Here is a 21541-nt window from a genome sequence, read left to right on the forward strand (position 1 = left end):
TTCGTGCTATTCTAAGATTACTTTTACCCTTTTAACGAAAAGTCTTGTTTTCGCAGTATTTTCCTAGAAAGTTAGGCATGATTTACAAATTCACGTTCGTTTTTTGTGTGTGATGCCTTACTTTATGACGGGTCGATTCTTGACTGATTTCAAGGGAGCCATTTCCTCGAAATTGGCATGCTATTCAGTTAAATTGCATTTTTATTCAAAATCTCGCATATTTCGTTTTTGATCGGTTTCCGGTCATCCATTGAAAATGCTAAGAGTTGCGGGCTCATTAATGCCAAAATGCAAGCAAAGTAGTGAAAGAGGAGTTAAATATATAGGGGAGGTGACGGTCAGGCGACTGACCTGAGCAATGAATGAAATTATGCGTAATGAAGGCCGTTTTCAAGATCTACTAGGAACCGAACATGACAGCTGCGGTATTATTTGTATTATTGAAAAGAACGGTCATCCTACCCGTGAAAACATCCAAAAAACGATTGATGCCCTTGTAAAAATGGAACATCGCTCAGGATTTATTAACGGTGAAGGCGACGGTTGCGGTATTTTAACTGACATTCCACGCGCTCTTTGGGAAAAGAAATTAACAGATGCGGGTCTAGACGGCAAACTTGCTTATGATAACCGTTTTTCTGTTGGACATATCTTTGTTCCGCGCAAACTTGACCTGACCGTTACCGAGATTCAGAATGGCATCCGTGAGCTATTTGCTTCCCACGATGTGTCCATCATTCTCGAGCAAGAAAACCAAGTAGATAGCAACGTTCTTGGTCCTAACGGATTAAACGATGAGCCTACATTCTGGCAAATCGCTGCAATCAGCAACAAAACAGAAGGTCAAGTGGCAGATCACCTTTTTGAACTGCATATCGCGATTGAAGACCGCTACAACGTTCACGTTGCAACATTAAGCAATGTAACTTCCGCTTACAAAGTGTTGGGCGCAGCAAGCATTCTTCCGAAATATTTTAACGACACACGTGATCCGCTTTTCGCTTCCCAAGTTACAATTGGTCATAACCGTTATTCCACGAACACACTGTCCAGCTTCTTCCGCGTTCAACCATTCTCCCTATTGGGGCATAATGGTGAAATTAACACCGTTAAGAAACTTCGTCTTGAAGCAGATATGGTTGGCGTTCCGCTCGTTAGCGGTGGTTCCGACTCCCAAGACATGAACAGAACGATTGAAACGTTCATTCACCGCTTTGGATTATCACTTTTCGAAGCCATGGAAATGGTTTTCCCTCCTATTATTAATGAAATGAAACAATTCCGTCCGGAACTTCAAGATCTTTATGTTTACTTCCGTCAAGTTTGGGGCCACTTCGCTCAAGGTCCTGCAGGTATCGTTTCCCGTTACGGCAACGAATGTATTTTCAGCGTGGATGCGCTTGGTTTACGTCCTGTTTGGATGGTTGAAAGCGAATCTTCCCTGTACTTCTCCTCGGAGCAAGGCGTTATCACGGTTGGCGACATGGTTGCTGATCCGAAGCCTATCGCGCCAGGTGAGAAAGTCGGCGTTGTGCTTACACCAGGTGAACATGTTCAAGTCATTCCTTACCATGAAGTACAGTCCCTTGTCTATGAACGTGCAAGCAAACGTTTGAACATTAACGGACTTCGTAAATATCTGAACCCTGCCAAAACAGACACTCAAGCCGAGCTCAACGAAAATGTTGTAGCAACGGATCAATTGTACAGTGCGTTTGGTTGGGATCGCGACGGTATTTCTTATATCGAAACAATGTCCGAAACTGGCGCTGAGCCAATCCGCTCCCTAGGCCACGATTCCCCTCATGCTGCTATTGCATGGGAACGTCAAAACGTGCCTGACTTCATTAAAGAGAGCGTTGCAGTTGTTACGAACCCGGCGATTGACCGTGACCGTGAAATGGAGCATTTCTCGACTCGTGTGATTGCAGGTTCGCGTACACCGGTTTACTCTCAGGTTGATAGCAATCTTCGCCTTGAGCTTCTAGCTCCGCTTGTACTGGAAGGTACGAACGGTGTAGATAGCGAAGAGCATCTGTCTCAACCTTCCTATGAGCAATTGGTTGCTTTGTTCCGTGCACAAGGTGAAAATGCTGTAGCCGTGCTTTCCACGACTTTTGCAAGAGGAACATCTCTTGGAGCTGGTTTGGATGCTTTGGCTGCTGACGCTATCGCTGCTGCTCGCGCTGGCGCTGCACTTATTATTCTTGACGATTCAGAAGCTCACCAAAACGATCGTTTGTGGCTTGAGCCTCACTTAGCTGTATCCAAAATCGATATCGCACTTCGTGCAGAAAAACTTACTTTCGGCGACAACCTGCGCCGTCACGTGACATTGGTGCTTCGTTCCGCAGCGATTCGTAACCTGCATGATATCGCGGTAGCTTGTGGTCTTGGTGCCGACGTGATCTCACCTTACCTGTTGTTCTCCACTGCTTCTGATAAAGAAGGCAACGCGGCAGCAGCACGTAAAGTTTATGGAGCTCTTACGAAAGGTCTGGAAAAAGTGATCTCCACGATCGGAACGCATGAGCTTCGCGGTTATACACGTTTCTTCTCCTCCATCGGCTTCCACCCGGAAGTGGCTGAGGTGCTTGATATCGTGAATTACCTGGGTAGTGAAAAAGGCGGAACTGGCTTTGCACAGCTCGAAGCTGAAGCAGAAGCTCGTTACAACGATTTCACCAATCCGAAAGCAAAAGCGGCGAAAAACTTCCGTTTCTTCCAACGTATGTGGAAAGCGCTAGGCGATGCTGCATCAGGAGCCGCTTCTTACGGCGACTACCGTGACAAACTGCATGAAGAAGAGAAGAAAAACCCGATCTCCATTCGTCACATTGCTGGATTCAATGTCGAGAAAGCACTTGGAGAAGGCCGCAAAGCGCTTGATCCATCGAAGGTTGATATCTCCATTGGCGGTCATTCCTTGCCGATGCTGATTTCCTCCATGTCCTTCGGTTCACAGAACGAAACAGCTTTCCGTGCCTACGCTGAAGCCGGCGAACGCCTGAACATGGTAACCATGAACGGCGAGGGCGGAGAAATTAAAGATATGCTTGGCCGCTACAAAAAAACGCGCGGTGCACAAGTGGCATCCGGACGTTTCGGAGTTAACGTTGAACTGGCTAACGCGGTTGCATTCCTTGAGATCAAAATCGGTCAAGGTGCTAAACCGGGTGAAGGCGGTCACTTGCCAGGCTCCAAAGTTACAGCTAAAATCGCAGCAGCTCGTAATGCAACAATCGGCTCTGACCTGATCTCCCCTTCGAATAACCATGATATTTATTCGATCGAAGATTTGGCTCAAATCATTTCCGAGTTGAAAGAAGCTAGCGGTCGCAAAGCGAAAATTATCGTAAAAATCCCAGTCGTACCAGGTATCGGTACAATTGCGGTGGGTGTTGCCAAAGCAGGCGCTGACGTTATTACCCTTTCCGGTTTTGACGGCGGTACAGGTGCGGCTCGTATTCACTCCTTGACACACGTTGGTCTTCCTACAGAAATCGGTACTAAACTTGCCCACGTGGCTTTGATCGAAGCTGGTCTTCGTCACCGCGTAGAGCTGTGGTCCGATGGCGGTCTGAAATCAGGCGCTGACGTTGTTAAAATGGTTATGCTCGGTGCTAACCGTGCCGGATTTGGTAGTATCGCTATGCAATCGATCGGTTGTACAACATGCCGCGGCTGTCACTTGGACACTTGCCACGTTGGTATCGCAACGCAAATCGATTCCATGGAAGAAGCTGAGGAAAAAGGTCTTCGCCGTTTCGTTCCTCGTCAATTTGACGTTGCTGTTGACAGCTTGGTTCGTCTGTTTGGCGGTATTGGCGAAGAAGTACGTGAAGTTGTTGCTTCCCTCGGATTCACTAGCTTGCAAGACCTGGTAGGCCGTTCTGACCTGCTTGAGCAAATCAGCCACTTGGATCGCATTGATCTGTCTGACATTCTTCGCCCTGCTCCACTTCAGTTCGTTTCTGATGCTGAAAGAGCTATGGAAGAAGCAGCAGTATCCTCTGATATCCGTATCGCGGCTGGTGCAGAAGGTCTGGAATTCTTCCCTGAATCCTTGGCGTTTGACGCTCCAATCGTTCGCAACTGGTCCAAAGTGGATGCGGAGTCCCGTATTATCGGAACTCGTTATTCCAGCCATCGCGTAAGAGACCGTTTCGACGGCAGCTACGATGAACTGCCTGCTATCGCTCTGAACCTCGTTGACGGTTCGGTTCCAGGTAACGGCTTAGGTGCCTTCAATGCCCGCGGCGTTGACATTACCGTTCAAGGTGGTGCCGAGGATGGTCTGGGTAAAATGGCGTTCGGTGGTAAAGTAGCCATCGTGAAGTCACTTGGCAAAAACAACACGTTCATCAACGGTAGCGTTGGTAAATCGTTCGGTTACGGCGCACAAAAAGGCTTGTTCTTGATTCAAGGCAGCGCAGATACACGTGCATGTATCCGTTTCTCCGGTGCAGACGTTGTATTCGGCGGCGAAATCACGACGCCTCTACGAGATGAGCTCGGCGGACTTGCCGCTCGTGCGAACCTCAAAGGCTTTGCGTTCGAATACATGACAAACGGCCGTGCCGTTGTTATGGGCGATCCGGGTCCATGGATTTGTGCAGGGATGACAGGTGGAGTAATCTACCAACGTCTCGTACCGGAAATGGGTCTAGACCAAGCAGCTATCGAACGTCGTATTGCCAAAGGCGCAAAAGTTAAAATTGAGCCAGTTGGCGTACAAAGCATCAAAGATCTCACTGAATTGCTTACAGCTTACCGTACAGAGCTTGCTAACTCCGGTCAAACGGATGCCGCAGCCAAAATCGACAGTCTGCTAAGCAATCTAGAAGCAAACTTCATCCGTATCTCCCCGGTCAACATGCAAGCTGACCAATCCGTTGCTACGGAATAGATAAATAAAAGCTCCACAGGACCTTCGAGGTCTTGTGGAGCTTTTTTCTGTATAAAAGAACCGTACAATTCACACGTTATAAGTGCAACACCCATCCGCATACCATAGGAGGTTTTTTGCTATGAGCCAATCGAAACGCCGCGAAGAAGCTGCATGGAAAAGCCGCAAACAAGCTAGACATCCACATGGTAAGGTGAAGTCTCTGGCCGAATTCGCCAGTGAGTACGACGCGGAACGCAGCAAGTAACGCAAGCCCCCTCCAACGTCCAAAGAGGGACCAACTCAAAGCAACCCGGTTACCGCGCATCCTAAAATGTGCGGTACCGGGTTCTTTGAGTTTGCTGGCTCGCGGCTCGTGGTGGCTATTGGCGTTACCCCTTTTCTTCGCTCAGGGAGCACCACAGTTCTACTCACAATCTTAAGGGCCGCTATAAACACTATCCCTCTCACTCAGGAGCTCACCAAGTCAACTCACAACCTGAAATGCAACTATAGACACTATCCCCCTCACTCAGGGGCACACCAACTCATCTCACAACCTGAAACGCATCTATAGACACTATCCCTCTCACTCAGGGGCACTCCAACTCATCTCACAACCTGAAACGCATCTATAGACACTATCCCTTTCACTCAGGGGCACTCCAACTCATCTCACAACCTGAAACGCATCTATAGACACTATCCCTCTCACTCAGGGGCACACCTTCTCAACTCACAACCTGAAACGCATCTATAAACACTATCCCTCTCACTCAGGAACGCACCAACTCATCTCACAACCTGAAACCCATCTATAAACACTATCCCTCTCACTCAGGAGATTCTAAGCCTATCTCAGACATGATCACAGTTGTTATGCATGATAATCATAATCTCCTGATTCTTGGGGATAGTGCCCATAGTAACTTCCCGGTTCAACGTGCAGCCTAAGATGCCCGGTACCGGGTTCGTTGAGTTTGCTGATTCGCGGTTGACGGTGGCTATTGGCATTATCCCTTTCGCTCAGGAGCTTCTAAGCCTATCTCAGACATGCTCACAGTTGTTATGCACGATAATCATAATCTCCTGTCACTAGGGGATAGTGCCGATAGTACCTCCATCCTAACTAAGAACATCCTCGGCGTTGTCCGTGAGCACATAAGTACCCTGCGGCTGGCTCGTGATGAAATGAGACGGTTCCCCAAGCGTGAAGATACACAACTCGTGCATAGCCCGGGTGCAAGCCGTGTAAAACAGCTTGCGCTCATTCTCATGGCCGTACTGATGATGGGAACCATCATAAAGGAGTACGGCATCGAATTCGACCCCCTTCGCCAGATACGAAGGGATGACGAGCACGCCCCAGCGGAGCCTGCAGCAGGGGCGTAAGGGCTTGATGCGCGAGCTCAGCCTCGCTCGCGGTCTTGGTAATGATCGCGATGGAGGCATAGCCCTCATCCAGCAGCCGCGCCACTTCGGCTGCCAGCAGGCTATGCAGCGATCCGCGATCGCTGGTCTGGATCACCCGCGGCTTACCTCCCGCGCGGGTAAAGGGCTCTATGGCATCGCCGTCAGGCACGATACCGCGGGTGAACTCCACGATCTCGCGCGTGGAGCGATAGCTGCGGAACAAACGGATGACTTCCGTTTGTTCCGGCCCGTACAGAGCGGCGATCGGATCGATTTCGCTGTACGCGGAAGCGTGCGAATAGATCGCCTGGCTCAAATCGCCGAGCGCTGTCATGCGGCAGTGCGGGAAGAGCCGTTTCAGGTAAGCCAGCTGAAACGGAGAATAATCCTGTGCCTCGTCGATAATGACGTGGCGCACAGCGCTGTTCGTCTGGAAGCCGCAGACAGCTTCCATCAAGTACAAGAACGGCGTTGCGTCCTCGTAAGGCAGCCTGGCTTGCGCCAGCTCCTCCAGCGTCCGCCCGCAGATTTCGGACCAATAGCGCGGCTTCTCGGCTATCAGTTCCCTTTTATCCGTTGCCGCTCTTTCTCTAAACAACTGCCCGTAAAGACCAATCATATCAACAAATTTAAGCTGCTTCACCGCGCTTCGAACAGGCTTTAGATGCTCTTTCAGCACGGTTCGAGCAAGCAGATGCCGTTCTTGATCATAATCGTCGAAAGAGGAATCGCGTCCCCCCTCCATTTTGCGCAGCCTAATATAAGCACGATGGTACTCATCACTGCTGAGGAGCTCAATCTCCTCATCAACCCAAGCTTCCTCGATTTCAACTTCTGCAAAGAGCTCCAGCTGCTCCAATAGCCATTCTTTCATCAGCTCCAAACGGTTAGGAAGCCGTATTGCGGAATCATAACTGTAAAAACGTTCCACCAAACGAGCCGCGCTAAGCACCTCTTTGTCGCGAAACTTAATAGGGTTAAATAACATTCCCATTTGCTCTAGCTGCTTCTTATAAGCCTCTATTATGGCAAGAAAAGCAGTTGAAGATTTATAATAAATTCCGCTCAAACGAGCTTCATAGGTTTCTTCCATCACTGGCGTTTGCTCAGACCCATGGTCAAGACCGCCCCTTGTCAATACATACTCCAATTGTGTAAAAGAGTCCTCCACCTCAAACATCTCGCCTAAACGATGCTCCAAATAAGCTTGGTAGGTCGTTTGCTGCATATTTTCTTCGCCTAGCTCCGGCAGCACCGTGGATACATAATGATTAAATAGCGGATTTGGCGAAAACAAAACCATCTGATCCGAACTCAGCTTATCTCGGTGCTTATATAGGAGGTACGCGACTCTTTGCAACGCGGCTGACGTTTTACCGCTTCCTGCGGCCCCCTGTACGATAAGCATTTGGGCGCTGTCATTGCGGATGATGCGATTTTGCTCTTTTTGAATCGTTGCCACGATTGTCTTCATTTGCGCATCCGAACTCCGGCTGAGTACTTGCTTCAGCAGTTCATCGCCGATGGTCACGCCGGTATCGAACATAAGATGGATATGCCGGTCACGAATGACAAATTGACGCTTCAAAACCATTTGACCCTCTACCGTACCATTCGGAGTAGCAAATGCGACTTCTCCCGGCGCAAAATCGTAATACAAGCTGGAGATGGGAGCCCTCCAATCGTAGATAAGATACTGACCTGCTTCCTCATCCAGAAAAGACGCAATGCCCAGATATACAGCCTCTTCTTCCCGCTCACCGCGTTCAATGAAATCGATCCGGCCAAAATAAGGCGACTGGACGAGCCTTCTCAGCTTGCCTAAAGTTTTGGATGCCTGTCGGTGCGTTCGTTCCCGCTCGGAAAGCACCTCGGATTGTTGCCTCATGCTGGCGATGGATTCTACCGCATCTTCCGCTGTACTCATATCCATCGTGACTTCGTCCCAATAATGTTTACGAATCTCAACTACATCAGATTGAACTAGACCGACCTGCTCTTCCAATTCCGTGATTTTGACCGCTATCTTCTCTGTTACTTCCTGCACTCTTTGCTTTTCTGCTGCTCTTGCTTGATCTGTCAGACTCATCCCAACGCCTCTTTTCTTACCATTTTATTAGGATTTGACATGGAGGTTGTTTTGGTGCTATAATTAGATTAGGATAAAAATGTTTATAATTCAAAATATTTGAATCAATCTTTATTTTAACAAGTTACGTTTCAAAAATCAATAAAAACCCCAGGTCATTGACCTGGGGTTTTCTGGCATTCTTTTTTACTTCAGTCTCTAGCCTCGGACTCCCGGACTGTCAGCAATCATGCAGATCACGAATTTCATTCACAGCTCGGATATGATGCTTTGCGTGGCCTGCCATCATTTTCAGCAACAGTGCTACAGACTCTTTACGTTCTTTCGTGGTGACCGTTCTCTCAAGCGCATTGGGTAAATGCTCGCACAGTCCAAGAATGTGCTGCCTCATAGCCCGAAACAGCTGAACTTCAGCGTGAATCGACCGATTCCGATAATCCAATCCTATGCTCCAATCATCCTGTGAAAAGCTGTTGCCTTGATAGGCACGCCCCGGCTCCGCCAAAGCGAATTTCACTTTGTGCAGCGTAACCAGCTCTAAGTCGATCAGATGTAGGACTTGCTGGCGAATGGACCATTTGCCCGGGGCTTGCGATCTGTTCAACTGCTCCTCCGTCAATCCCGCTATTGCGCTTTCCAATTCATCAGCACCCGCTGCATACATCTCTTTAATCTCAGCATGGGTAGCCGGCAGTTCCTCCCAATACACAAATGTATATCCATCGACGTCTGGCACAAAGAGTTTGCGAATATGGCCTGGATTCTCTTCTTTTCGCAGTTCCTTACAACCTTTAGCTTGGAGACTAGCCTCCACAGCATTCACCGAAGCTACGCCGACGTAGATGAGATCTCCCTTCTTGGGAGAAGCGTATTTGTTTTGCAGCCAGCCTGCTGCCAGCTCAGTCTGTGCTTCCGTTAGCAGCTGAGCAGACAGTGTTTGCTGAATCAATACAGCATCATAGTCTGACGTGATTCGCAGCAATGCAACTGGACCGGAAGCCGCTCTTTCGAGCAGCTCCCAGCCCAGTTGTTGCGTATAAAAGACAATCGATGCCTGAAGATCATCTACCTGCAAAAGCAGCTTCGCCCCGTTGTCTGCCATCGTTCTACTTCTTGGCCGCTCGATAGGCCTCGATGTATTGTGCAGCCCGCTTAGCCACCAGGCTGTAATTGCCTGTTTTGACCGCTTCGCTGGTCAAATCGGAACCGATGCCGACTGCGACCGCGCCGGCCTGAATCCATTCGCCGAGGTTGCTCAGCGAGACCCCGCCCGTTGGCATAATGTTCGCCTGCGGCAGCGGTCCTTTAATGGCCTTAATCATCGCCGGCGAGTAGAGATTGCCGGGGAATAGCTTCACGATATCGACGCCAAGCTCCAGCGCCGTCTGAATCTCTTGAATCGTCATGCAGCCCGGCATGACGGGTACACGGTAACGGTTGCAGAGTGCAACCGTGTTCGGGTTAAGCGATGGGCCGACAACGAACTCGGCCCCGCTCAGGATCGCTGCACGCGCTGTCTCCGGGTCTAGGGCTGTGCCCACCCCGATAATCGCGTATTTGGAAGCGTCCTGCGTAGTGCTCGAGTAGCGCTTCGCCAGCTCCTCGATTGCGCGCAGCGCGAACGGCACCGTCATCGTGACTTCGATGACTTTAATGCCTCCTGCAATGGCTTGATCCGCCATTTCAACAACTTCTTCCGGCGTCTCTCCACGCAGAACGGCAACGACGCCTTCACTTGATATTTGCTGAACAAGTTTCAATTTTTTCAATGGAATCTTCCCCTTCTTATGCAAGCATGAAATTAGCGTTCTATATGTTTAACATCGTTAAGAATAGCGTCTACTTGCTCCCAAGTCGGAGCGCCTTCCCAGTCTCCTTCGGTTTGAACAATCAAGGAGCCCACCAGATTGCCGATACGCACCGCTTCCGCATAATCGTACTCTTTGGACAAGCCTACCAAAAATCCCGCACAAAAGCCATCGCCTGCGCCAACCGTATCCACCACTTGCTCCGCTTTGAAATAAGGAACCGCTGTGATCGAATCTTTGGTTACGACATAGGTTTCGTTCTCTCCGCCTTTGACGATGGAAACAGCGGACAATTCACGCAGCTTGCCCACAATGACATCCCAATCCTCCGTCTGGTAGAGCAGCTTCAGCTCATCAAGGCCAGGCAGGAAAATATCCGACAGCTTGGCAAGCTCAAGAAGCACGGGGCGCGCTTCGTCAATCCCCCAAAGCTTCAACCGCAGGTTGGGGTCGAAGCTAACTTTGACGCCATGTTTGCGGGCCAATCGAACCGCTTCAAACGCAGCCTCTTTGCAAGACTCGCTGAGTGCCGGTGTAATACCCGTGATATGAAGGATTTTCGCCCCAGCAATGTAGCCTTCATCCAAATGCTTAGCGCTCATCTGGCTTGCCGCTGAGTTTTTGCGATAGTAGTAGACGGACGTTTTGCCCATGATCATTTCGCGCATCATAAGCCCGGTCGGCGCTTCTGCCGTCAGTTCTGCACGGGAAACATCGACACCTTCGCCGCGAATTTTTTTGTAAATCAAACGGCCCATCGGGTCTTTGCCTAGACGTCCAAACCAGCCTACTTTGCCTCCAAGGCGGGATACTCCGATTGCCACGTTGCTTTCCGCACCGCCAAACAAGCTATGCAGTTCAGAGGAGTACTCCAATCCTTTGCCGTTGGAAGGCATCAATAGCGCCATTGTTTCGCCAAAGGTAATAATGTCAGGTCCGGTAACCGCTTGCGATTGTGAATTCGTCGTCATATAAGTTCTCCATCCATTTCCTGATCGTTAGTTGAAACGTTTAAATAATGCATATATCTCATATTATAGTGTATAACTACCGTTTGTACCAGATAGTAAGATTAGAATCTGACAAGTTCCACCCTAGCTTGAAGCTGTAGAAAAAACCCAAGACTTATGTCTCAGGTTTCTTCTGCCTCATATGACCACTAAAATCCGGTAGCTTCGGCTTTAACCAACTCTTGCCGCAGCTCATCATGAATCTGGCCGTTGGTAGCTAGTATGTTGCGAACCGCCAAATTGTAAGGTCTGCCTTCGGTATCTGTCACCTTGCCGCCCGACTCTTGGATCAGCAACGCGCCCGCTGCAATATCCCAAGCATTCAAACCAATTTCCCAGAAGCCGCTAAGGCGTCCTGAGGCTACATAAGCCAAGTGAAGCGCCGCGGAGCCTGCGATCCGGAGGTTGCGCACTTTGGGAGATAAAGCTTGAATACCTTTCAGGTTAATCGGTAATGCGCCATTGCGATCTGCCGGAAGACCTGTTGCAACCAGACTGCTGGACAGCTGTCCATCGAGCGATACGATTGTCTTTTTGCCGTGCATATAAGCACCTTTCCCCTTCTCGGCAACGAACAGTTCGTCACGAGACGGGTCATACACGACACCGACAATAATCTCACCCTTGTGTGCGAGTGCAATTGAAACAGAGAAGAACGGGAACCCGTGAACAAAGTTCGTCGTACCATCAATGGGATCTACGATCCATAAGTATTCTTCCTCGCTCATGGCTTGAAGTGCTTTGGCCGATGCTTCCGGACCAGGCTCCACGCCTTCTTCACCGAGAATGGAATGATCCGGGAAATGCGTCATGATCAAGTTGCGAATAAGCTTTTCAGACCCTTTATCCACTTCGGTCACCAGGTCCTGAGAAGAAAATTTCGTATCAATACGGCTGATATCGCCCACTTTGCTCTTGATCCATTGCCCAGCCTTGGCTGCCGTATTGATAGCCACTGCCGTAAAACTCTTACTGCCGATGACGAACGGCTCCGCCTCACCATTTACCACTTATATCAACTCTTTCTTTTTTATTTATTTAGATTTAGAAGTAAGTTAAGTATAGTAAATTATACGTTTTAAATACTAGTGCGTTTCATCCCAAAATATTCGTACATTTATACATTTATTAATAAAAAAAGGAGATTTTCAGACATTTTACAAATAAAAAAACCATACTGCCATGTAGGCAATACGGTTTCTTGATCGTATTTAGACATTATAATAGCTTAAATTCCAACGATATGATAACCACCGTCAACGTAAATCACTTCACCCGTGATGCCTCGGGACAGGTTGCTCATCAAGAACATCGCTGTATCGCCGACTTCTGCTGTTTCCGTCGTTTTGCGCAGCGGAGCTTTCTCTTCTACTTGACGCAGGATCGAGTTGAAATCTTTGATGCCTTTGGCAGCCAAGGTACGAATCGGACCAGCAGAAATACCGTTCACGCGAATGCCGAATTGACCGAGGTCAGCCGCCAGATAGCGCACAGAAGCTTCCAATGCCGCTTTGGCAACGCCCATAACGTTGTAGTTTTTCATTGCACGCTCAGCGCCAAGGTAGGTCATTGTCATGATGCTGCCGCCTTCTGTCATTAGCGGATAAATGCGTTTGGAAACGGCAACAAGAGAATATGCGCTGATGTCATGCGCTAAGGCAAAGCCATCACGCGATGTGTCAACGAACAGTCCGTCCAATTCTTCCGTTCTTGCAAAAGCAATACTATGTACAAGGCCATGAACGACACCGAACTTCGCTTTAAGCGTATCAGCCAGCGTATCAATTTCAGCGTCTACCGTTACGTTACAAGGCATAAGCGTTGAACCTGGAATCGTGTCAGCAAGCTTGCGAACGCGTTCCTCGACACGCTCATTTTCGAACGTAAAGACCAAATTTGCTCCTTGTGCCGCTAAGGATTGAGCAATCGCCCATGCGATGCTGCGATCATTGGCAACACCCATGACAAGTATATTTTTTCCTGTTAACAGTTGACTCATGGCCGTGAAAAACCCCTCTCAACATTGGATTATGCGTCATTCATACCCAATCTCAAAAGTACCCCATTTTGCCAAACAATTCAAGAAATAAATCTGAATCGCTACAGCTGGATCGAGGCTTGATCAAGCACCACAATTCCTTCCTCGAGTTTAAAATCCTCCATCAGACGAAATAGCGCTTCATCCTTCATCTTCGCTTCGATCATGATATCAAGCCGTGGGGTAACAGGGGCAATCGCACGCAGAAAAACAAGAAGCGGCCCTGCTTCCACGTAATCGGCATGGCTTCTTGGATCGGTCTCGCTTTTGGGGCTTGAGACGTGAATCTTAGGCGGGAGTCCGTTTGTCCAGGTTTGTTGAATACGCGGCCACAATTCGGCGGCATCTTCGCCCTCGTTATTCACGGCATGATGATGAACATCCAGAACCATTGGCGCTCCTACTGTTTCAGCAATTTCCAATGTTTCTAACGCATTGAATGTTTTATCGTCGTTCTCCAGGGTAATCCGCTTTTGAATCTCGGGGCGCAGCGTGGAAAAGTTTTGGATAAATCGCTTAGCCGCTTTCTTTTTATCCCCATATGAACCGCCCACATGAATGTTGCACATGGCCTCTGGACCAAGACCCATCACATTTAGCATCGCGTTATGGCGTTCCAGATCCAGGATGGACTTCTGCAGGACGTCCTCTTTTGGAGTGCTCAGGACCGTGAAGTGGTCCGGGTGAAAGCTCACACGCATGCCCGCTTGCTTGGCATAAGCACCTAGCTCCTCGAATTCCGCCGAAAGCGTCGGGATCGGGTCCCAATCCGCTAACATTTCATGCCCAATAAGGGGGATGAATCTAGATGAGAAGCGGAACACCATGATATCGTGAGCTCGGTTATGCCGCAGCAATCTCAATGTATTATGCAAGTTTTCCGCACCTAAGCGTTCCAGCTTCCGGATGGCAGCCTCCCGATCCAGCAGCTTGCTGAAGTTCGTGACTGTCATTGTTTTGGACGGTGAAGCGTTTTTGACAACCGTCGACATCGCCACATACCCAAGGCGAATAATCATGCACATGTAACCCCCAAGAAAGTTCAGGTAAAAATCCTGTGTTAGGTTACCCTTTTTCCAGTGACCACATTCATTAAACGCTGCTAGGAAAGTGCAGCAATGAGTTTAAAACCGCAATAAGCCGTTATGGCTATAGGTAATGGACTTAGCGCAAGCATGCCGAGCTTAGTGGCGCGGTCCTCTTTTCGCAAAGTTAGCAAATTGCCAAACAACCATACGAGAAGATAAAGGAGCAATGCCCCAGTCGCCATGTACTTTTGTTCAGTTGAAGAAGGAGCCATGAAACCGTAGAAGCCGAAAATCATATAAATAAGCACATAAGGCGTCGGTATGCCAAGCACGATATTAAATAACCAGTAGGCAGTAAATTTCATTGTATTCATTCCCTTGCTGTGAAGTCTACTGCTTTAATTGTAGCTCTAGCTGCTTGGGAGAATAAGTACTAATTTCTTATAGTACCTTTGCGGGAGTACGACCTGGTGGAGGGTTTGTCAAACATGCTTATATTTCGTTGCAATCTCCTGTTACACCAGTTCCGCTTGCATCCACCTCGCCGCGTTGTACTTTGTGCAACATAATGACCACAATTAGCCCTCAACCCGCCCCTACAATGTACTTTGTACAACATTACAGCCTGCAAATTACAGTTTTCAGGCAACAAGGCCAAAATGATTGCACTTTGTGCAACGAAGAGAGCGATAGCGAGCCATATTCCGCTTTCATGTTGCACAAAGTGCAATGAAGCACGACCATAAGTCCCACGAGCGTCGTCAATGAGCACCAAAATCAAAAAAAGACACCGTCCCTAACGGACGATGCCTTCCTCTTTCTCTTCCTTTTCCTCTACCGGCCACAACTAAGCTTGCTCACCAAAAAACATCTCATGAGCAAGTTTCGTCTGTACCTGCGCCTCTTCCTCCGTCAACCGACGAACGAGCTCCATCTCCACTTGCGTTACTTCTTCGCCTTGGAAATTGATTTCCGCGATAGAAGCAAGAATTTTGACGATGGCGATCGCTTGATTGTCAGGCGTGTAGGCGATGACCTTCTGTCCTGTCGGGAACACGCGGAAGCCGCTTTTCACCATTTTACCGCGGCCGTACTCCAGCAGCTCGAAGAGCTCCTGCGCGGACTTGAACTTACAGACCGAGTTAAACTCCGTTTGGAATCCCATTAGCATCTACTCCACATCAAAAGAATATTGGATACTTTGCTTCGCTGTATGCCGCTCAACCGCCAGACGAATGAGATCATCCAGCAATTCGGTATAAGGTTTGCCGGATTCCTGCCACAACAGCGGATACATGCTGTAAGGCGTGAAGCCTGGCATCGTATTGATTTCGTTGATATAGATCTTTTGATCAGCTTTGCCTAGGAAAAAGTCAACGCGGGATAAGCCGCTGCCATCAACAGCCAAGAAAGCTTGAATGGCCAGCTGTCTAACTTGCTCAGCTGTTTCGGCCGGAAGATCTGCCGGGATGACCATAGCGGATTTACCGTCGATGTATTTGGCTTTGTAGTCGTAAAATTCGTTCGAGGAAACAATTTCACCGACAACAGACGCTTGAGGTTCATCATTCCCAAGAACCGCTACTTCAATCTCGCGGGCATCAATATTTTCTTCAATAATGACTTTGCGATCATATTGGAAGGCGAAACTAACCGCCTTAATTAACTCCTCTTGATTTCTCGCTTTGGAAATACCTACGCTGGAGCCCAAATTAGCCGGTTTCACGAAGCATGGATAACCAATCGCAGTTTCCAGTTCAATGAGATGATACGCGCGGTTCTTCTCCCACTCCGTCCGTGTAAAGTGACGGAAAATACACTGCGGAAGTCCTTCTTGCGCAAAAACTTTCTTCATCATGACTTTATCCATACCGACTGCGGAAGCAAGCACGCCTGCTCCTACGTAAGGAATATTCGCCATTTCCAATAAACCTTGAATCGTCCCGTCCTCACCAAATGTACCGTGTAAAAGCGGGAAAACAACATCTATGCCAGCGTCCTTCGTACCAGCTGCTGCGGCGGAAGAGATAGCTACATCGCCCTTCGCGTTAACAGCCCCGAATATAGGTGCAAGGGCATTAGAAGCAGGTGCATTCGCGGAGTCTCCGCTGCTAAAGGTCAATGCCTCTTTCGATGCAACGGGTGCCAAGAGAGGCGCGCCGCTTTTCCACTCCCCTTTTTTGGAGATGTAAAACGGTACCACTTCATATTTGGTGAAGTCTACGGCTTTCATAACGGCCATGGCAGTTTGCAAGGAAACGTCATGCTCTCCCGATTTCCCCCCATAAATTAGTCCAACTCTTATTTTGCCGCTCATTGCGTACCTCCGTCTAGTCGTTCTATTCCTTCAAAATATTACGTTCACATTTCATCTGCAACCCGAACGAAGAAGTATTTGGTCCGCTCCGTCCATGCTGGCGAATCTTTATAAGCCCAATAACGATTGCGGCTATTATACGTGTGTGCATTGACAAGTGGCATGCCATTCGCATCTTTGCCCGTCACAATAACATTATGCTGAAACCGCCCATCGCCGTCCCAGTCATAGCAAATCGTGTCCCCAGGCTGCAGTTCGCGCGGGTCATGAACCTCATGACCGTGCAGGCCCCTGCGGCTATGCGCCAAAAAAGATTGCAGGCTATTGGCAACCGCCCAACTGAAGCTCCACAACTCTTGGTTGCCCCTTTTGCCAGCGTACCACCAGCCCAAATCCCTTTTCCCAGTATAGTCCATTGGAGCCCCACCTGCAAAGAGGCATTGCGACACATAATTGGTGCAATCCACTTCGAATTGCTCATATTTCGGGTTCGGCGTCTGCCACCACGTTTCCGCATATTGGACGGCTTTGTCGCGGTTATAAATGATTTTACGCGGAACGAATTCCTGGGCTCCGCTGTTGAGTATACTATGGTTGATATACGGGAGTGACGGTGCTCTGCGAAGGCCTTCCACAAAATCCGCCTGCTCAGAGAAAAAGACGCTCCGCGGCTTGTTCGGAAGCGATTGTTCTCCCTGTAGGGACTCTGTACTTCTGACTTGCCAACGATTGGCTGCACTGTCAATCACAACTCGCTCCGGCTCAATGCGCTCCTCCAAGTGGTCGATTGAACCGATGCGATAGTGGATAAACCGGTGCAACACGATATCGGCAATAACGCCATGCGCCGATTCTCTAATGCCGGTAAGGCGCAGCTTCGTTTCCCCTCGCTGCAGCTTGGCATCGCGATCACGAAAACTTTCCAGGAGCCTGCGAACCCTGACCTCCTGCTTACGTACATAAGCGCTGTCTGACAAATAGGCTTGGAGCGGTGCTGCGGAGCCTTCGAGCTCTGACTGATTTTTAGCATGGACGTAATTGTAGAGCGCTGTTTTCCAGGACATCGGGGTTACCCTCCTAAAAAGTTTTGGCAGGAAAGTTGTGTGCGCCGTCGTTTACCGAGTTCAAGCTTTATTTGAAACTTTTATTTATGGAAAGTACATGTTTGCGGCAAAATAACAGTCATCATAGGACGAGCCCTATTTGCTTTGAATTGATTCAATATATGACATTTGGATGGTAAAAATGATTGAAATAAATCTTTACTCAAACACAGCGAAACGCTATACTTAAGTTAGGGGATTAATGAAATTGAGTTTCATTAGATGAAACCAATGGATGAAGATATTAAAGGAGGAATTATCCATGTCCAACAAGGACACTTTTTCTGTGCGTAAGCAGTTAACTGTCGGAACGAATTCGTTCCAATACTACAGCTTGCCTGACTTCGAAAACCAAGGTCACGGTACGATTAGCAACCTTCCCGTTTCCATTCGCGTTTTGCTTGAAGCAGCTATCCGTCAATTTGACGGCCGTGCAATTACAAGCGAGCACGTAAAACAAATCGCAGGCTGGGCTGAAGGCCGTGACGATAACAAAGAAATTCCTTTCATTCCTGCTCGTATCGTTCTTCAGGACTTCACAGGTGTACCTGTCGTCGTTGATCTTGCGGCAATGCGTGCGACAATGGCTCGTGAAGGTGGAGATCCAAAACGGATCAACCCGCTTGTTCCTGTAGACCTTGTTATCGACCACTCTGTCATGGTTGACGCTTTCGGTTCCCCGGATGCGCTTGACATGAACATTAACTTAGAATTCGAAAGAAACGAAGAGCGTTACCGTTTCCTTCGCTGGGCGCAAACAGCATTCGATAACTTCCGTGCTGTTCCTCCTTCAACAGGTATCGTTCACCAAGTTAACTTGGAGTACCTTGCTTCTGTTGCAGCTACAAAAACAATCGATGGTGAAACGGTTGTTTATCCGGATTCCCTCGTAGGAACTGACTCCCATACAACAATGATCAACGGTCTAGGTGTTGTAGGTTGGGGCGTCGGGGGTATCGAAGCGGAAGCTGGTATGCTTGGACAACCTCTTTACTTCGTAGCTCCAGACGTTGTTGGTTTCAAATTGACAGGCCACTTGGCAGAAGGCGCTACAGCTACTGACTTGGCTTTGACTGTTACACAAATGTTGCGTAAAAAAGGCGTTGTTGGTAAATTCGTTGAGTTCTTCGGTCCTGGTCTGAGCAACATCTCCTTGGCTGACCGCGCAACGGTAGCGAACATGGCTCCTGAGTACGGCGCAACAATCGGTTTCTTCCCAGTAGATAGCGAAACATTGAACTACTTGAGAGCAACTGGCCGTGAAGAAGACCAAATCGCGCTTGTAGAAGCTTACTACAAAGCACAAGGCATGTTCCGTACGGATTCCACACCAGATCCAGTATTCACAGATGTCATCGAACTTGATCTTGGATCCGTAGTACCAAGCTTGGCTGGTCCTAAACGTCCGCAAGACCGCGTTGAGCTTACGAACATGAAAGAGTCCTTCAACTCCATCATCCGTACGCCGATCGACAAAGGCGGATACGGTCTGACGGAAGAGAAAATCAACGAAGAAGTTGATGTTGTCTACCCGAATGGCGAGACAGTTAAAATGGGAACGGGTTCCGTTGTAATCGCAGCGATCACTTCCTGTACGAACACATCCAACCCAAGCGTTATGCTAGGTGCGGGTCTTGTGGCTAAGAAAGCCGTAGCTCGCGGTTTGAGAAAACCGGCATTCGTGAAGAGCTCCTTGACGCCAGGTTCCCTGGTAGTTACTGAGTACCTCAAAAAAGCTGGCTTGCTTGAGTCCCTAGAAGCACTTGGCTTCCACGTTGCAGGTTACGGCTGTGCAACTTGTATCGGTAACTCCGGTCCGCTTCCTGAAGAAGTGAGCAAAGCTGTAGCTGACAACGATATGACAGTAGCTGCCGTTATCTCCGGTAACCGTAACTTTGAAGGCCGCGTTCATGCTCAAGTAAAAGCTAACTACCTTGGATCACCTCCACTTGTTGTTGCTTATGCACTTGCAGGTACAGTTAACATTGATTTGGCTAACGATCCAATCGGATACGACCAAAGCAATCAACCTGTCTACCTCAAAGACATCTGGCCTACAAACCAAGAGATCCAAGAAGCTCTTGGCGTAGCAATGAGTCCTGACATGTTCCGCGACAAATACAGCAACGTATTCCGTGCGAATGAGCGCTTCAACGAAATCGCGATTCCAGAAGGCGATCTGTACGAATTCGACACGAATTCCACATACATTCAAGAACCTCCGTTCTTCACGGATCTGGGTACAGTTCTTGACGATATCGCGGATATCCGCAGCGCGAAAACTTTGGCACTCATGGGCGATTCCGTTACAACGGATCACATCTCCCCTGCAGGTAACATCAAAGTTGACAGCCCTGGAGGTCAATACCTGATCAACCATGGTGTAAAAAGAGAAGACTTCAACTCCTACGGTTCCCGTCGTGGTAACCACGAAGTGATGATGCGCGGTACGTTCGCGAACATCCGTATTCGTAACCAAGTGGCGCCAGGAACAGAAGGCGGCGTAACAACTTACCTGCCTACTGGCGAAGTAGAGTCCATCTACGATGCATCCATGAAATATCAAGCTGCAGGTCAAAACCTTGTCGTTATCGCGGGTAAAGAGTACGGAACTGGAAGCTCCCGTGACTGGGCGGCTAAAGGTACATTCCTACTTGGCGTAAAAGCCGTTATCGCGGAAAGCTTTGAGCGTATTCACCGCAGTAACTTGGTTGGTATGGGCGTTCTTCCTCTTCAATTCCTTGATGGAACAAGCTGGAAAACACTGGGTATCACAGGCCGTGAAACATTCGATATCACTGGACTGAGCAACGATGTTCAACCAGGAACAACAGTTAAAGTAACAGCAACTCGCGAAGATGGTACAACTTTCGAGTTCAATGTACTTGTTCGTTTGGATAGCTTGGTTGATGTGGATTACTACCGTAATGGCGGTATTCTACAAACCGTTCTTCGCCAAATTTTGGCCGAGAAAAACTAAGATAACCATCAAGATAACCATACACACACAACTAAGAAATCCGGGATTGCCGTATGGCATTCTCGGATTTTTTGCGATTTTGGAGATGGCTGTATCCTTAGAGCCGCAAGTGATTGACTTACATTGGTAATAACTGCGGGTTGAGCCCCCTTTCCTCCCCACCTATAATGGGTAACAGCGAAAGGGGAGATGAAGATGAACTCATTAAAAAGGCTCGTCCTTGTCATGCTGATCGCTTCGATTGGTCTAGGTTTTTCAGTAAGCGAATGGAGCCATCCAACAGCAGCCGCAACGGCTGAAACGTTGCAACCAGGCAGTGAGAACGGAGACGTCTGGGATGCTCAATTCCGTCTTAAAATGTTAGGCTATTACCAACAGCCGCTAGATGGTGTGTACGGTCCTGTTACCGCTGCAGCTGTACGTAATTTTCAATATAATTATGGCTTAACGATTGATGGTATTGTTGGTGCTAATACATGGCAGAGCTTACGTAAGTATTCGGTCAATCAAACGGATCTTGATATGCTGGCGAAAGTGATCTACAGCGAGGCTCGCGGTGAGTCCTACGAAGGACAAGTCGCAGTTGGAGCGGTCGTTATGAATCGTCTGAATTCAAGTGAGTTTCCGAATACAATCGAAGGGATTGTTTTTGAATCTGGCGCTTTCACGGCCGTAGATGACGGACAATACTGGTTGACGCCGGACAGTACGGCCTACAAGGCTGCACAGGATGCTGTACGCGGCTGGGATCCAACCGGTGGTGCTCTCTACTACTTCAATCCAAAGACAGCGACAAGCAAATGGATCTGGTCACGTCCGCAGACGGTTCAGATCGGCAATCATATTTTTGCCAAGTAAAAAATGAAA

16 protein-coding genes are annotated in these 21541 nt (G+C 48.6%); 4 read left to right on the forward strand and 12 right to left on the reverse strand.

The window, feature by feature from the left end; genetic code table 11:
* Positions 1-358 precede the first annotated feature (358 nt).
* Both RQP52_RS28005 and RQP52_RS28010 read left to right on the forward strand, forming a co-directional pair.
* The gene (locus RQP52_RS28005) at positions 359-4909 is read left to right on the forward strand and encodes a glutamate synthase-related protein (RefSeq protein ID WP_315954908.1); all 4551 of its coding nucleotides are present in this window, start codon (positions 359-361) and stop codon (positions 4907-4909) included.
* A gap of 121 nt (positions 4910-5030) precedes the next feature.
* Complete coding sequence (locus RQP52_RS28010) at positions 5031-5156, forward strand: DUF6254 family protein (RefSeq protein WP_220138883.1); 126 nt, start codon at positions 5031-5033, stop codon at positions 5154-5156.
* A gap of 857 nt (positions 5157-6013) precedes the next feature.
* Here RQP52_RS28010 and RQP52_RS36545 read toward each other — a convergent pair.
* From RQP52_RS36545 to RQP52_RS28065, 12 genes are all read right to left on the reverse strand, one after another.
* Positions 6014-6250, reverse strand: coding sequence for an ATP-binding domain-containing protein (locus tag RQP52_RS36545; RefSeq protein WP_394358177.1), 237 nt, complete (start codon positions 6248-6250; stop codon positions 6014-6016).
* Positions 6189-8390, reverse strand: coding sequence for an RNA polymerase recycling motor HelD (helD, locus tag RQP52_RS28015; protein ID WP_394358178.1), 2202 nt, complete (start codon positions 8388-8390; stop codon positions 6189-6191). The genes RQP52_RS36545 and helD overlap by 62 nt, the downstream gene beginning before the upstream one ends.
* Positions 8391-8610: 220 nt before the next feature.
* Positions 8611-9492 (reverse strand): DinB family protein, encoded by an 882-nt coding sequence (locus RQP52_RS28020; RefSeq protein ID WP_315954909.1) that lies wholly within the window; start codon positions 9490-9492, stop codon positions 8611-8613.
* Positions 9493-9496: 4 nt separating this feature from the next.
* Entirely contained in the window at positions 9497-10159 is a 663-nt protein-coding gene (locus RQP52_RS28025) for a bifunctional 2-keto-4-hydroxyglutarate aldolase/2-keto-3-deoxy-6-phosphogluconate aldolase (RefSeq protein ID WP_315955116.1), read from the reverse strand.
* 32 nt (positions 10160-10191) lie between these two features.
* Entirely contained in the window at positions 10192-11169 is a 978-nt protein-coding gene (locus tag RQP52_RS28030; RefSeq protein WP_315954910.1) for a sugar kinase, read from the reverse strand.
* A 188-nt stretch (positions 11170-11357) separates the two neighbouring features.
* Entirely contained in the window at positions 11358-12218 is an 861-nt protein-coding gene (locus tag RQP52_RS28035; protein WP_315954911.1) for an inositol monophosphatase family protein, read from the reverse strand.
* Positions 12219-12436: 218 nt separating this feature from the next.
* Positions 12437-13207, reverse strand: coding sequence for an enoyl-ACP reductase FabI (fabI, locus tag RQP52_RS28040; RefSeq protein WP_127455090.1), 771 nt, complete (start codon positions 13205-13207; stop codon positions 12437-12439).
* Between the two features lie 101 nt (positions 13208-13308).
* Complete coding sequence (gene uvsE / locus RQP52_RS28045; protein WP_315954912.1) at positions 13309-14265, reverse strand: UV DNA damage repair endonuclease UvsE; 957 nt, start codon at positions 14263-14265, stop codon at positions 13309-13311.
* A gap of 83 nt (positions 14266-14348) precedes the next feature.
* Complete coding sequence (locus RQP52_RS28050; protein ID WP_315954913.1) at positions 14349-14639, reverse strand: hypothetical protein; 291 nt, start codon at positions 14637-14639, stop codon at positions 14349-14351.
* Positions 14640-15121: 482 nt separating this feature from the next.
* On the reverse strand, positions 15122-15439 hold the full coding sequence (locus RQP52_RS28055; RefSeq protein WP_157323415.1) for a hypothetical protein: 318 nt from the start codon (positions 15437-15439) through the stop codon (positions 15122-15124).
* A 6-nt stretch (positions 15440-15445) separates the two neighbouring features.
* Entirely contained in the window at positions 15446-16591 is a 1146-nt protein-coding gene (locus RQP52_RS28060) for a D-alanine--D-alanine ligase (protein WP_315954914.1), read from the reverse strand.
* A gap of 44 nt (positions 16592-16635) precedes the next feature.
* Positions 16636-17655: an amidase domain-containing protein gene (locus RQP52_RS28065; protein WP_315954915.1), complete on the reverse strand. Its 1020-nt coding sequence runs from the start codon at positions 17653-17655 to the stop codon at positions 16636-16638.
* Between the two features lie 301 nt (positions 17656-17956).
* Here RQP52_RS28065 and acnA point away from each other — a divergent pair, with 301 nt between their 5' ends.
* The gene (acnA, locus tag RQP52_RS28070; protein ID WP_315954916.1) at positions 17957-20674 is read left to right on the forward strand and encodes an aconitate hydratase AcnA; all 2718 of its coding nucleotides are present in this window, start codon (positions 17957-17959) and stop codon (positions 20672-20674) included.
* A 195-nt stretch (positions 20675-20869) separates the two neighbouring features.
* Positions 20870-21532: a spore cortex-lytic enzyme gene (gene sleB / locus RQP52_RS28075; RefSeq protein ID WP_127455076.1), complete on the forward strand. Its 663-nt coding sequence runs from the start codon at positions 20870-20872 to the stop codon at positions 21530-21532.
* Positions 21533-21541 lie beyond the last annotated feature (9 nt).

Source organism: Paenibacillus violae (genome assembly GCF_032461945.1).
GTDB lineage: Bacteria > Bacillota > Bacilli > Paenibacillales > NBRC-103111 > Paenibacillus_E > Paenibacillus_E violae.

Coding starts and splice junctions, on each gene's coding strand:
- RQP52_RS28005 (WP_315954908.1), top strand. CDS start 359: ATGAATGAAATTATGCGTAATGAAGGCCGTTTTCAAGATCTACTAGGA.
- RQP52_RS28010 (WP_220138883.1), top strand. CDS start 5,031: ATGAGCCAATCGAAACGCCGCGAAGAAGCTGCATGGAAAAGCCGCAAA.
- helD (WP_394358178.1), bottom strand. CDS start 8,390: ATGAGTCTGACAGATCAAGCAAGAGCAGCAGAAAAGCAAAGAGTGCAG.
- RQP52_RS28020 (WP_315954909.1), bottom strand. CDS start 9,492: ATGGCAGACAACGGGGCGAAGCTGCTTTTGCAGGTAGATGATCTTCAG.
- RQP52_RS28030 (WP_315954910.1), bottom strand. CDS start 11,169: ATGACGACGAATTCACAATCGCAAGCGGTTACCGGACCTGACATTATT.
- fabI (WP_127455090.1), bottom strand. CDS start 13,207: ATGAGTCAACTGTTAACAGGAAAAAATATACTTGTCATGGGTGTTGCC.
- uvsE (WP_315954912.1), bottom strand. CDS start 14,265: ATGATTATTCGCCTTGGGTATGTGGCGATGTCGACGGTTGTCAAAAAC.
- RQP52_RS28050 (WP_315954913.1), bottom strand. CDS start 14,639: ATGAAATTTACTGCCTACTGGTTATTTAATATCGTGCTTGGCATACCG.
- RQP52_RS28055 (WP_157323415.1), bottom strand. CDS start 15,439: ATGGGATTCCAAACGGAGTTTAACTCGGTCTGTAAGTTCAAGTCCGCG.
- RQP52_RS28060 (WP_315954914.1), bottom strand. CDS start 16,591: ATGAGCGGCAAAATAAGAGTTGGACTAATTTATGGGGGGAAATCGGGA.
- RQP52_RS28065 (WP_315954915.1), bottom strand. CDS start 17,655: ATGTCCTGGAAAACAGCGCTCTACAATTACGTCCATGCTAAAAATCAG.
- acnA (WP_315954916.1), top strand. CDS start 17,957: ATGTCCAACAAGGACACTTTTTCTGTGCGTAAGCAGTTAACTGTCGGA.
- sleB (WP_127455076.1), top strand. CDS start 20,870: ATGAACTCATTAAAAAGGCTCGTCCTTGTCATGCTGATCGCTTCGATT.